We start from the raw sequence: 12244 nt of genomic DNA on the forward strand, positions 1-12244 counted from the left end.
TTTTATATTGATTTATTAAAGAAAAAGGACCACCATTTTTTGGTGATCCTTTTTGAAAGAATTACATTTTCTTTCCGTTGTTTTCTTTTTTGTCCTGAGAACTTGCAGCCTTTGCTTTTGCGTCTTGAGAAACTTGTTGTCCATGGTTGGTTGTCTTTTTGGTTGCACTTGTTGTATTAGTTGCCGTCGTCGTTGGTGCTTCTTTTGATCCGGTTGTATTCGTTTCCGTTGTCGTTGGTGCAGTCGTTGTCGTTGGTGCTTTTGTTTCGGTTGTATTCGTTCCCGTTTTCGTTGGTGCTTTTGTTGTCGTTGGTGCTTTTGATCCGGTTGTATTCGTTCCCGTTTTCGTTGGTGCTTTTGTTGTCGTTGGTGCTTTTGATCCGGTTGTATTCGTTCCCGTTTTCGTTGGTGCTTTTGTTGTCGTTGGTGCTTTTACTCTTGTTGCATTAGTTGCCGCCGTCGTAGATGTAGTCGTTGTCGTTGATTCTTTTCCTCTAGTTGCAGCAGACGTTGTAGTTATTGTCGTATTCGTATTAGCAGAATTTGTCATCTTCTTCTCGGTGGATTTTTCCGTATTTTGGTGACTGGCCACTACGGTCGTCTTACTCTCGTTTCTATTTTTTATAGCCGCAGTATTATGAGAAGGCTTGGTTTGCACGTCTTTCACATTCGTTGCTGACGTTTGATCTTTCGCCGTTTTTTCCCCTTGGTTAATTACATCCGGTTTCTTTGGTACTTCAGATATGGTTAAATCATTTTCTTTTATTAACCGTTTAGAAGATTGATCGACTAACAAGACATTAGCAATAGAAAACGTCACCGATCCCGCTAAAACCATGGCAAGGGCTCCCTTGGTTAGTTTATTCATCTTTATTCCCCTCGTGTTTTTTCTATGATTATATTTATATTAAAAGAATACGAACGAACCAAAATGGTTATGGGGGTAGTAAAAAAAACAGAATTTTGAATACTATTAAATCACTCTCTCACTGCTTCATCTATCGTGTTTATACATTAATACCTTCTTAACTTCTCTTCGGATTCTTTAATTTCTTTTACTCGAATACCATTCTGCTTGAAATATTCTAAGTACTCTTTAATCTGCGGCTTATTAAGCTCTAAATGGTCAATTGATTTAATAACGTTATAAAGGTTTACTTTCGAATTAAATAGACACTATTTAAGAGCAAGACTACACTGTCTAAAATGGAGTAGCTTTATAGACTTGAATACAAAAAAAAAAAGACTGTCTATGGACAGTCCTGTTCTTGCATTAAAGCCCCGTTACTTTAGGAAGATTTGATCTCTTGGCACCTTATATTCTCTTTTGGACTTATTTCTTTTTTGGTTAATAAATGCAGGAATAAATAAATATAACGCATATGCAAAAGACATCCATGCTGTAAATGCAATAACCTGCGGCTCAGCCAAATTAGGAAAAATAAATTGGTGAAACGATAATGAAAAGGTGTCCAATGCTAATCCAATCATTGTGCCAATTATTCCAAACTTTAATGGTGCGTTTTCGGTTTTATCAAATAATAAATAAATATATGTAATACCCCATAGCAAGAACCCTGTCCCAACTACTAATAGTGTAATACTAATTGCAAAGCTGACTGTTCCAGGAGGATAGAGGACACGTTCACCAAGAATTACGAAAAACATTGTAGCAACAAACCATACTAACACACCAAAAATGAGAGCAAATGCATTTCCCTTCATTTATTAATCCCCATATCCTTTAATTTACTAAAAGCTTTAAAAAGCTGTTCAACCTCCTGATACGTTCTTTCTACTGGAAAATCTTTTTGTAATAGTGCTTGTAAAGCAATTCCATCTACAATAGCGTTTATGAGAATCCCCCATGTTTCTAACGTTACACCTTCTATTGGTGATTTACCCCATAACCCTGATAAGTTACTAATTAAAGAACTATTTTCTTCAGTAACGATATCACTTAATGGATTTCTTATTTTTTCATTATTGAAACTCGAAGCAACCAAGGTGAAAAATAACTTATGAAAAAAAGAATCGTATGAACAACGACTTTTTGCAGATTCGATTGCTTGGCTTAAAAAAAGCTGTTCATTTTGTTCAGATATTTCAGTCCAAGAGTTTTCACAAACATTCTGAACAATAGCTAATAACAACTGTTCCTTCGTTCTAAAATGGTAGTAAATTGTTCCCTGTGTTACTCCTGCCATCTCTGCTACAGACCTTAAAGTAAACTTTTCTATTCCGTTGTTTACTAAACACTCCTTTGCGTATTGAATTAAAACATCCTTACTAATTACATTAGGTTTTGCCATTTCTACATCTCCCTATTAGTTATTCAACTAACTAACTATAAGAAAATACTACCATTCATTATTTATAATTACAATATTTTCTTGTTAAACTATTAGCTGGTTTGGTTTAAGTACATTCTTTCACATTTTTTAATAAAATACTGATATGTCAACAAATACAATAGACCAAATCACATACGATTTGGTCTTCTAATCATTAAAAATCGTCGTCATTAGCCCATCGTATTCGTTCAATGAAATCACTCCTTTGCTAGTCACGTAAGTCTTTATATTAATAATCAAAACTTTTCTAAAACCCATAATAAATTAGAACTACTACATGTGACTAGATTCTCTTTTTAACATCTTCTCTTATTAATTCAATAATATTATCAGATAAATTTGCCGGTAGAGACGTACCATCTTTAAAAATCCATGTATTAATTATTTCAAGGTCTGCTTTTTTAAAAGTAATGCTATAATCTTTATTTTGGTAAGCAAAATCAGTTGTCACGAATTCTTCACCATCAAATTCATCATCAATGATCATTTTATTTATTTGATAAGGCTTCATGATTAATCTCCTCGTTTACCATTCTTTTAATTATAGAGTTAACTTTATATTTATATTTATTCACTATTTTCAACCAACCTGCACAGATTATCAAAAAGAAAAGGCAGCCTCATTCATTATTTATGTAACGCACTCGTTTAACAAGGATTAATTCTTATTTAAACACTTTATCTATTTCGTCCTTGTCGTAATCTAATATCCAATCATTGTATACTTTCACTTCTTCAACCGTACAGCCATTATCAGCCAGATTTTAAACATAAGCTAAATCTTCCATTTCGTTATTAAACAATCCGGGCTCGCTACACAAAGAAAGAGCGCAATTTCCCCTTCGGAATTGCACCCGATTACTGACAAATATTATTCGATACTACTTATTTTCTTCAAGCTGAGAAGCGCTAGTAATAACCGTTAACTTTTCTTCAATCGAAGTTCGCTGCTGTGCTTTCGGTGTCATGTCTGGGTAGCCAATTTGCATAATTCCGACAACCTTCTCACCTGGCTTCACACCGATTTGTGCATGAAATGTTGGTGAATAAATGGTTGGATCCGTATTCCACAGCATTCCAATTCCACGCTCCCAAGCTGCTAATTGAAAGTTTTGAATACAAGCACTCACCGCAGCAAAATCCTCTTCAAAAATCATTGGTCGTGGATCTGCTTGCATTACAACAACAACGAACGCTGGAATTGAAAGTAATTGTTCAAGCCTTTCTGGCTTCATCGGTCTAGGGAACTTCCCTTTTTCCTTTTCATTTTTTAAAACTTCCACAAGATGCTGCTTTCCCTCATCTAAGAAGGCGATAAAACGCCAAGGTTCACGCATTTTATGATTCGGTGCCCAAATCTCAATATTTACTCTTTAAGCGTATCTAAAGAAATCGGGTCCTTTTTAAACTTTTTAATCGTTCGGCGGGAACGGATAACCTCTTCAACAGTCAAATTTGATTCTATATTCATATTTTCAATATCCTCTTTCTAAGCTTCCGTGTTATTTTCGGTATCTTTTTTAAATCGTAAATTCGCATATTCCTCGAACTCATATAACTCAAACAGTTGCACAAATTCATCTATTATCGACTGTGTTGCCTTTAATTCACCAACAATAATTGGATTAACGGATTGCAACTCTGGTGTTTGCAATTGCTTTTTCAGTACCGCCTGCTTAGTTTCTAAATGCTCTAAAAACATTATCGCACGCTTGCGTCGGAACGTTTTCGCTCCTTCTGATTTTACCTCTACATGCTCCCCGCGACGTCCACGATGTCTGCCTTCATGATGTTTATGCTGTCCCTTATGTCCTTCATGTCTCATAATATGCTCTCCTCTCTGTATACAATTGTATACATTTGAATTCGTTTCTATTGTATACAATTGTATACATAATAGTCAAATTCATTTTGTTAATAGTAAATAAAAAGGAAACGTTTCATAAGATTAATTTTACGGAGATGGGTCCATGCTGCATTTATATAAAAAACCGCACCTACTTATGTGTACGGTTCTCCGTGATGTATCTAAATGAGGGATTTTATTATTTTTTGCTATTTATCGTGGTTTTAATTTCTACAAGGGGATTTTGTTTTTAGTACAAAGTAGGGATTGGATAACAGGCAACCGTTTCAATAAATCTTTCATCAAAACCATAGAACGTCCAGAATGTACGGTTCCACCTATATCCTGCAACTTCACCATATTGGAGGTACGTCGGGTAAAACCAAAATCCCTCCCCATTTACTAACCAAACATAAGTGTAGTTATATAAACAGTCTATAGAATGTTTATAAATCAGCTTTTTCTTTTTACCTAGATAATAATTATTAATAAAATAATAGAATTCTCATGCTTCTAAAACCTCATTAGATAAGTTGCTCTAATATCCCAAAATAGCTACATTCTGATTTTGCAAAACAAATCGATTATCCGACCATCCTAAAGTGTTCAAAATATACCCTAAAGAATCTGCATTATATCTTCCGGCAATTTTTTGATAAGCCAATAGCTCGTACCTTTTATCCGAATTAAAGTCAACAGGATATAAGCCACTTAGAGGATTTACAAAACCTGTAATAGGACTTTTCAGTTTACCATTTTCATCATATATTTCAGTTAAATACTCAGCACCCTTTGTTGAAATATCTATCATGTACTTTTTATTATTGATTTTACTGACAACTTCCACTTTGTATTGGTCTTGATAAGTAACGTCATATTGATATTGCTCATTATATACATTGAAATCAAACAGTAAATATGCCATATTTTCCACAAAGGAATAAATATAATGGTACATGATTCCACCACTACCACCTGTAGCAATACTTATTAAAATATCATCTACTCCATTCCCAGTAAAATCCCCTAAGAATACAGTAGGATTGTAGCCAGCATTTTCTCGAAGTGTAACACTTTTTACAGTGCCAGTTCTTCCATCTTGAACGAGCAGAGTAATATTTTGAGTAAATGGACTAGCTGGAGTCTTTATTCCGGTTAAATAAACATTATCAGGCACTCTATCCCCCGTTATATCACCACGAGCAAACGAAACAATATCTTGCTGATTCATAGTTGTACTAGAATAATAGTTATACATAATAAACTCCTTTTTATGCGGACTAGCATCATCATTTTCTAACAGTCTTAAAGAATTATTACTCTTTATAACTAGCCTTCATTAAGTAATATCTAATCACCAGCTTCATAAAATTTATAAGGCCAACTAAACTAACATTAAAATATTATACGCACCCCGTCCTCGAAGTTTCCTAAAGAGTGAATTACGTTTATTATTCAACATAAAGGAGGGGGAAAAATGAAGAAATACAATTCTTTTTCTGGTACGGTTACCATGATTCAAGATTATTTATTAGGTTCAAATGAGGAATTAAAAGGGTGTTTTAAATTAATGTCCTTATTAAGAGAAGATGGTTCGATAGTAAATTTTGTTATCAGCCCAACAACATATTTTCTAGACCATGTTATGGTTTCAGTTGGAGACCGTGTAACTGGTTTTTATGATGTCAATGTACCTGTCATTCTTATTTACCCGCCCCAATATCAGGCCCTCATTATCGTAAAAGATAGCCCTTATCAAAATGTTAAGGTTGACTATTTTAACAGCCTGCTGGTAAGTAGTGATGGTCAGTTACAATTGAATATCTCTAGTTATACTCCGATATTATTACAAAACAATCAATCCTTCACACTTAGTCCTACAAACCGAAATCTACTTGTTGTATATGGTCCCGCCACATTTAGCATTCCAGCCCAAACTACTCCCTATAAAATCATTGTTTTGTGTTAATCGCATTTAGAAAATTTAAGGGGCGTAGCAGCCCCTTATCGTGTATATTTCGTTTTTCTCGAGATTTGAGGTATTTTTTATCTAATTTACTCAACAGCCTATAAAGAATATATTAAAACCAACAGTAAATAGGTAAGGAGTAAAGGGTGAACCAAATTTACTAAATCAGGATAACCTTAAGAAAACTCGCTGATTGGCGAGCCTGTTAAGGCGAAGACAGAGATGTAGTTCCACTTACACTTAATTCCTAAAATTGGCCACTACGTCGAATCAGCCACTTGCTAAGCAAGTGGCCTTTTACATTCTGTTACTCATGTATATTGCAGCTTTTTTACAGGAACCATATCTAATTATTTCAATAGTCGTTTTTATATAAAATAACCTCATTTACTTATGGTACGGCTCACCACATTTAATCCTAGAAAATTTCTCTTAGTTGATACTAATATGTAGAATGAGTAAAACAACTATAACCCCTCACTGTACAACAAAGGCGACCATATGACTATTATGCTTCTGATAATATTGATACTTAGTCCTAAATATCTTATGATGAAAATATAACTGAAAGCTTTCATGTCAATCATAAGGGGATATTTTACACTTTATATATTCAGCTGGAAGCTGCTTAAGCAGAACATTAAAGGGGAAGAACTTTTTGATACGAACACATAACATTAAACCATTTGCAAAGATTTTTGTTATTTATATTTTGATAGCAGTGGTTCCTACGCTGATTATCAGCGGCATTTTAGCAGAGCTACAAATGAAAAAATATGAAAATGAATATAAAAATAAAGCTCAACGGAATGCAAATCTTCATGCAACAAATATAGAGAATTTTATTGGCGAAACAGTCGGACGGTTAGAAATGCTTGCTATCCTGATTAAAGTTCAGCATAGTAGCTTAATTGATACAGAGGAAATTTTCAAGGAAACTCAAGAAAAGGATAAACGTTTTTCAGGCTTTTATTGGGCCAATCCAAAAGGAGACTTATTAATAAGCTCAAATTCCCTCAATCCTCCTGTTAATGTAGGTGATCGACCGTACTTTCAGCAAGCACTGAAGTCAAGAAAAACGAGTTTTTCAGAAGCACATATTGGTCGAGTAACAGGGCGTTATATTATGACAATCGCCGTCCCTGTTACTGAGAATGAACAAATTAAAGGTGTGTTGCTGGCCAGCTTACGATTAGATGAATTAGAAAATACCATAAAAATGTTATTAAAAGATGAAATGATTGTCGTAACAGATCAATCAGGGAGAACAGTAATAGAGGCAAGCTCACTAACTTCGACTGAAAACTTAGTAGATTATCGTATCGATTTGAAACAACCCTCTTGGATTATTACGGCAAAATTAGGCCCTGAAAATAAACACTTATATCGTCATACATTTACCTATTACCTAGTGGCGGTTTTTATTATTATGAATGTTTTACTACTATTAATCTACAACCTTCGACTGAAATTTAAAGTAAAGAAAGAAAAAGAACAAAATGAATATCAAAAACTAGAATTACTTGGGAATCTGGCTGCTAGCACTGCCCATGAAATAAGAAACCCTTTAACAGGAATAAATGGATTAATTAAACTACTTAGCGAAGAATATTTAGATAAGAAAGCCCAGTATTACTTTGAAGTGATACAAAAAGAAATCATTCGAATAAATGCCATTGTTAGTGAATTACTAGTCCTTGGAAAACCAACTGCATATACATTAAACACCTACAATACAATAGATATCTTAAGAGAAATAGAACCTATTTTACAATCGGAAGCTAATTATATGAATGTCCAACTCTCTATTTCCTATTGTGCTGATGATGTGCCTATATCTTGTGTCCAAGATCATATAAAACAGGTGATTCTCAATTTGTCTAAAAATGCTTTACACGCTATGCCCGATGGTGGAAAATTAACGATTTCAATAGAAAGAGACGCTGATTTTTGTTTCATTATGATAGAAGATACTGGTGTAGGTATTCCAAAAGATAGCTTAGACCAAGTCTTCAATCCATTTTTCTCTATGAAGAAGCATGGTTCCGGATTAGGATTAACAATCTGTAAACGAATTATTGATACCTATCAAGGAGATATTTCTATTCAAAGTACTCTTAATAAAGGAACTCTCGTCAAAATACGTATACCTCTATCAAAATGATTCAAAGTTAACATTGAAAAAGTGACGAGAATTTATATATCTCGTCACTTTTGGGTTATAATTTCACAATGATTCTTCCGCGAGCATTACCTTTTAGTAATGTAGGCAAGGCCTCCGGAAGCTGCTGAAGTGTCACTTCTTGTTGAATTAGCTCTTCTAAATTTGCCGGTTTAAAATCAGTTGCTAGACGATTCCATGTTTTCAATCTTGTCTCCATAGGACAATACACAGAGTCAATTCCAAGTAAATTTACTCCTCTTAAAATAAACGGGAAGACTGTTGTTGGCAGCTTTGTCCCAGCTGTTAATCCACTGACCGCAACTGAGCCACCGTACTGGATTTGGCTTAAAACAGAGGCAAGTGGTTCGCCGCCAACTGGATCGACAGCAGCTGCCCATTTTTGTTTACCTAATGCTCGAACCTTTCCATCATATACATCTTCGCGTGATAGAACCGTAGTTGCTCCAAGTTTCTTTAAGTACTCTTGTTCAGCTTCTTTTCCTGTACTCGCTTCTACTTGATAACCTAGGGTAGATAGAATAGAGACAGCAAAGCTGCCAACTCCACCTGTTGCTCCAGTTACAAGAACAGCTCCTTTGTCAGGAGTTAGATTATTTTCTTCAAGGCGCTGTACGGATAATGCAGCCGTAAAACCAGCTGTTCCGATAATCATCGCTTCTTTTAACGTAAGGCCTTTTGGAAGTGGAACAATCCACTGAGCCGGAATACGAGCGTATTCACTATATCCACCGAAATGGGAAACACCAATCTCATAGCTAGTTGCAATAACCTCGTCGCCTTCTTGAAAGCGAGGATCTTCTGAAGAAACTACGACCCCTGCTAAATCAATTCCTGGTACAAATGGATAAGTTTTGACAATGTTGCCATCAGGGATACTCGCAAGACTATCTTTATAATTAACGCCTGAATATTGAACACGAATTAGTACTTCGCCCTCTGGTAAATCCTGTAGTGAAAACTGTTGAACCCCTACAGAAAACTGGTCATCTTGCTTATTAACAACTAGTGCGTCAAATGATTTCATCTAAACACCTCTTTTATTATTTTTACAGATATTATTATATCTGTATCACTCGTTCATACAATTAATCCCATGAATCGATTATAGTATTAACTATTTGACCAGTCAATATAATTTTGACCGGTCAGAATAAAATATCCTTTTAGCATAGAAGTCTCAAAACATTTATCTTTACTATCCATTATTTTGTCCGGTCATTTTTTGTGTATAATGGAACTATTAAAAATAGGATGGTGGATTTTAATGAATAACAAAGCTGAAAAACGGCGCGAACAAATTTTAAGAGCCGCCTTTCAAGCCGTCTCTGAAAAAGGCTTTCATAGCGTCACCCTTCAGGATATCGCCGACTATGCTGACGTAAGCAAAGGGGTGACAAGTTATTACTTCCAAAATAAAGAAGATGTTTTTCGTCACCTGCTGGAGTGGGTTACTGAAAAAATTTATAAAAATGAACATGTAGCAATCAGTAAGGAGCACAATGCACTTGATAAGTTACGTGCCTATGTCCATGCAGCTTTTGCCAATCCGAGTGATAACCGTAAATTTTACCGAGTGTATCTTGAATTTCTCGCTCAAGCGAACCACAATGAACAATTTCGTCAAACTAATGACCGGTTTTATGAAAATTGTTGGTCCATTGGGCGTGAAATTATCCAGCTAGGTCAAAAGGAAGGAACATTCGCTAATGTTGACATTGATAAAGCCTCTTACACAATTCGTGCTTTGATAGACGGATCCCTTATTCAATGGTTGATGCAAAACAACGATCAATTACACACATTCTATCGCGATAATTGCCTAGAAACTCTCTCGAGTTACTTAAGAAATAAAAATAATCAAAACAGTAAGCAACCTAGTTTTACATCTGAAGAAGAAAAAGGAACCACTACATAAAATCTATACTCGAGTCCTTTACTGAATATATTTCTTTATCGTAATACTATTTAACAAACGGCCCCCCTTGTCATGAGAGGAAATGACACTAATCTGGAAAAAACATAGTACAACTTTGTAATTACCAATAAACCAAATAGGTTCACAAAACTCAATCTCTTCTCGACAATAATCATCTATCCAATCATAATACTTCTCATAGAGGGGGCAAATAACTTCTCTACCGTTTGCAATAGTCTCATATCCTCTATCGTCATAAACAAAATAGATAATGTTTTTCGTAATATTAATAAAAAAGACATCTGCATAGTAAACAAAAAACCTATCGCCTAATCCTAGTTTTTAAAGGAAATCCTTATTACAAGTTGCTTTAACTAAATCGCGTTTTATAACATTTTAAAGAAAACTGAGAAGTATAACACTCCTCTGCTTCCTCCTCATCATCAAACATCGATGGCATTGTTTACTGACTTAAACGAAAGCGTAAATCTTTGTCTTTATATAGTTACTTTGATAAAGATTTTCATTAATTAATGATAACACTAGATTATACTCGTAATCGAACACCATCCATTTTAGTTCGTCCATTCCAACTATTAATACATCTGCTTTACTTTAGCAATGAATACGTTTCAAGGCCTTCACCCACCATCCTTTAAATCTACCTTTATAGTTTTTTCAGCTTAAACAGTTTCGATTTTAACAGGAACGCACAGCACCTACTTTTGAATAGTGTTGTTCATCATTTTTTGACAAGTTCCTTCTATGTTGGGCTTCTTCTCAAATCGAATTCCATTTAAAAGCAAGCATGCACCAACTAATACTACACTTGCTGCTCCTATCAAAGCAGAATTATAATCATGACTGAATGATGATAAAATTCCGGCAATTGTTGGTCCTATCATTTGGCCAACAGCATAAATAGCTGTAAGATAGCCAATGATTCGACTACTATTAGATGGACTCATTTGGCGTGCTAATGTGGTGGCAAGTGTAGTAATCCCCATAAACGTAGCTCCAAATAATAATGCACTTATAACTAGACCAGTTTTGGACATCAAGAAGACTGGCATCGCAATACCAATGGATTGTAAAATCATTGCAAGCACTAATGATTTTACAATCCCCCATTTTTTTGCTAGCGATGACCAGATGATACATGATGGAACAGCTGCCAACCCCACTATCATCCAAACAAAGGTAGCATCTCCATTAAAGCTTGGGGTCTTTTCAGCGATAGATACGATAAACGTACCTGTAACGATGTACCCTAATCCCTCTAATCCATAGGCTACAATCAGCCAAGGAAGCCATTTGACTGAAGGTACCTGTGTAAAAATTTCTTGTTCAATCTTTCGATCAAGAATGAGGGGGGTATCTATGAGCCAGATCCATACTAAGAAAGCAAGGATTGCACTTACGACAGCCAATCCTATCCATGTGCCTTCCCAATTTTATCGACATAATCGTGGTACTACCTTAACGTCCAAAGGAAAAATGTTATTGACATACTCTGAACAAATCTTTCAACTTATAGAAGAAACTACTAAAGTGATGAAAGATGATCAGACACCAAAAGGCCCTTTGATTATCGGATCTATGGAGACAACTGCTGCCGTTCGCTTACCCTCACTACTTACAAAATACCATCACGCTTATCCTGACGTAGACTTAATTTTAAAAACAGGGCCAACGGAGCAAAATATCCAAGGAGTTCTTCAGTACGATTTAGATGGAGCATTTGTGGCCGGCCCCATTGATCACCCTGAACTGATTCAGAAAACAGTAATAGAAGAGGAATTAGTGCTTATTACAATTAGCCTTCCCCTTTCCTTTCTCCTTCTATACTCTTGGATACTTTCATTAAATCTCTCCTTTATGGGGTACAGTAACGATTCAGCAAATGAAGTGACAAACTGATGATTTTTTAAACTTCCAATGAAAATGGGAAAATGTAAAAATAAAAAGCTGATCA

Annotated in this window: 15 protein-coding genes; 4 read left to right on the forward strand and 11 right to left on the reverse strand. The window is 35.2% G+C overall.

The window, feature by feature from the left end:
* Positions 1–61 precede the first annotated feature (61 nt).
* The 8 genes from BAOM_RS15645 to BAOM_RS15685 all read right to left on the reverse strand — a co-directional run bounded on the left by BAOM_RS15645 (position 62) and on the right by BAOM_RS15685 (position 5458).
* Complete coding sequence (locus BAOM_RS15645) at positions 62–868, reverse strand: hypothetical protein (RefSeq protein WP_127761079.1); 807 nt, start codon at positions 866–868, stop codon at positions 62–64.
* 416 nt (positions 869–1284) lie between these two features.
* Positions 1285–1725: a DUF5367 family protein gene (locus BAOM_RS15655; protein WP_127761080.1), complete on the reverse strand. Its 441-nt coding sequence runs from the start codon at positions 1723–1725 to the stop codon at positions 1285–1287.
* On the reverse strand, positions 1722–2312 hold the full coding sequence (locus BAOM_RS15660; protein WP_127761081.1) for a TetR/AcrR family transcriptional regulator: 591 nt from the start codon (positions 2310–2312) through the stop codon (positions 1722–1724). Before BAOM_RS15660 ends, BAOM_RS15655 begins: the two co-directional genes overlap by 4 nt.
* 325 nt (positions 2313–2637) lie before the next feature.
* The gene (locus BAOM_RS15665; RefSeq protein ID WP_127761082.1) at positions 2638–2865 is read right to left on the reverse strand and encodes a hypothetical protein; all 228 of its coding nucleotides are present in this window, start codon (positions 2863–2865) and stop codon (positions 2638–2640) included.
* A 370-nt stretch (positions 2866–3235) separates the two neighbouring features.
* Positions 3236–3691, reverse strand: a complete 456-nt coding sequence (locus tag BAOM_RS15670; RefSeq protein ID WP_252282541.1) for a nitroreductase family protein — start codon at positions 3689–3691, stop codon at positions 3236–3238.
* Positions 3692–3720: 29 nt separating this feature from the next.
* The gene (locus tag BAOM_RS25205; protein WP_252282542.1) at positions 3721–3825 is read right to left on the reverse strand and encodes a nitroreductase family protein; all 105 of its coding nucleotides are present in this window, start codon (positions 3823–3825) and stop codon (positions 3721–3723) included.
* 18 nt (positions 3826–3843) lie between these two features.
* A complete protein-coding gene (locus BAOM_RS15675; protein WP_127761083.1) occupies positions 3844–4179 on the reverse strand; it encodes a hypothetical protein in 336 nt (111 codons plus the stop codon).
* A gap of 559 nt (positions 4180–4738) precedes the next feature.
* Positions 4739–5458 carry a VCBS repeat-containing protein gene (locus tag BAOM_RS15685; protein ID WP_127761084.1) on the reverse strand — a complete coding sequence of 240 codons (720 nt, stop codon included), beginning with the start codon at positions 5456–5458 and terminating at the stop codon, positions 4739–4741.
* Positions 5459–5677: 219 nt separating this feature from the next.
* On the opposite strand from BAOM_RS15685, the gene BAOM_RS15690 reads away from it, so the two are divergent.
* Complete coding sequence (locus BAOM_RS15690; RefSeq protein WP_127761085.1) at positions 5678–6169, forward strand: hypothetical protein; 492 nt, start codon at positions 5678–5680, stop codon at positions 6167–6169.
* Between the two features lie 658 nt (positions 6170–6827).
* Positions 6828–8333 (forward strand): ATP-binding protein, encoded by a 1506-nt coding sequence (locus BAOM_RS15695; RefSeq protein ID WP_127761086.1) that lies wholly within the window; start codon positions 6828–6830, stop codon positions 8331–8333.
* A 55-nt stretch (positions 8334–8388) separates the two neighbouring features.
* Here BAOM_RS15695 and BAOM_RS15700 read toward each other — a convergent pair whose 3' ends face one another.
* Positions 8389–9378: an NADPH:quinone oxidoreductase family protein gene (locus BAOM_RS15700; protein WP_127761087.1), complete on the reverse strand. Its 990-nt coding sequence runs from the start codon at positions 9376–9378 to the stop codon at positions 8389–8391.
* Positions 9379–9618: 240 nt separating this feature from the next.
* Between BAOM_RS15700 and BAOM_RS15705 the strand changes: the two genes are divergently transcribed.
* Positions 9619–10269 (forward strand): TetR/AcrR family transcriptional regulator, encoded by a 651-nt coding sequence (locus tag BAOM_RS15705; protein ID WP_127761088.1) that lies wholly within the window; start codon positions 9619–9621, stop codon positions 10267–10269.
* Between the two features lie 18 nt (positions 10270–10287).
* On the opposite strand, the gene BAOM_RS25585 is transcribed toward BAOM_RS15705, so the two are convergent.
* Positions 10288–10560: a DUF3885 domain-containing protein gene (locus BAOM_RS25585; RefSeq protein ID WP_127762595.1), complete on the reverse strand. Its 273-nt coding sequence runs from the start codon at positions 10558–10560 to the stop codon at positions 10288–10290.
* Between the two features lie 428 nt (positions 10561–10988).
* On the reverse strand, positions 10989–11699 hold the full coding sequence (locus BAOM_RS15715; protein ID WP_257467379.1) for a YbfB/YjiJ family MFS transporter: 711 nt from the start codon (positions 11697–11699) through the stop codon (positions 10989–10991).
* Here BAOM_RS15715 and BAOM_RS15720 point away from each other — a divergent pair.
* Entirely contained in the window at positions 11650–12189 is a 540-nt protein-coding gene (locus BAOM_RS15720; RefSeq protein WP_252282544.1) for a LysR substrate-binding domain-containing protein, read from the forward strand. The two genes, BAOM_RS15715 and BAOM_RS15720, sit on opposite strands and share 50 nt — an antisense overlap.
* Positions 12190–12244: the final 55 nt, after the last annotated feature.

It is taken from the genome of Peribacillus asahii, assembly GCF_004006295.1.
Taxonomy (GTDB): Bacteria; Bacillota; Bacilli; order Bacillales; family DSM-1321; genus Peribacillus; species Peribacillus asahii_A.

Excerpts from the sequence above, each read along its gene's own strand:
- BAOM_RS15720 (WP_252282544.1), top strand. The coding sequence starts at position 11,650 with ATGAGCCAGATCCATACTAAGAAAGCAAGGATTGCACTTACGACAGCC.
- BAOM_RS15660 (WP_127761081.1), bottom strand. The coding sequence starts at position 2,312 with ATGGCAAAACCTAATGTAATTAGTAAGGATGTTTTAATTCAATACGCA.
- BAOM_RS15670 (WP_252282541.1), bottom strand. The coding sequence starts at position 3,691 with ATGCGTGAACCTTGGCGTTTTATCGCCTTCTTAGATGAGGGAAAGCAG.
- BAOM_RS15700 (WP_127761087.1), bottom strand. The coding sequence starts at position 9,378 with ATGAAATCATTTGACGCACTAGTTGTTAATAAGCAAGATGACCAGTTT.
- BAOM_RS15645 (WP_127761079.1), bottom strand. The coding sequence starts at position 868 with ATGAATAAACTAACCAAGGGAGCCCTTGCCATGGTTTTAGCGGGATCG.
- BAOM_RS15705 (WP_127761088.1), top strand. The coding sequence starts at position 9,619 with ATGAATAACAAAGCTGAAAAACGGCGCGAACAAATTTTAAGAGCCGCC.
- BAOM_RS15665 (WP_127761082.1), bottom strand. The coding sequence starts at position 2,865 with ATGAAGCCTTATCAAATAAATAAAATGATCATTGATGATGAATTTGAT.
- BAOM_RS15690 (WP_127761085.1), top strand. The coding sequence starts at position 5,678 with ATGAAGAAATACAATTCTTTTTCTGGTACGGTTACCATGATTCAAGAT.
- BAOM_RS15655 (WP_127761080.1), bottom strand. The coding sequence starts at position 1,725 with ATGAAGGGAAATGCATTTGCTCTCATTTTTGGTGTGTTAGTATGGTTT.
- BAOM_RS15675 (WP_127761083.1), bottom strand. The coding sequence starts at position 4,179 with ATGAGACATGAAGGACATAAGGGACAGCATAAACATCATGAAGGCAGA.
- BAOM_RS15685 (WP_127761084.1), bottom strand. The coding sequence starts at position 5,458 with ATGTATAACTATTATTCTAGTACAACTATGAATCAGCAAGATATTGTT.
- BAOM_RS25205 (WP_252282542.1), bottom strand. The coding sequence starts at position 3,825 with ATGAATATAGAATCAAATTTGACTGTTGAAGAGGTTATCCGTTCCCGC.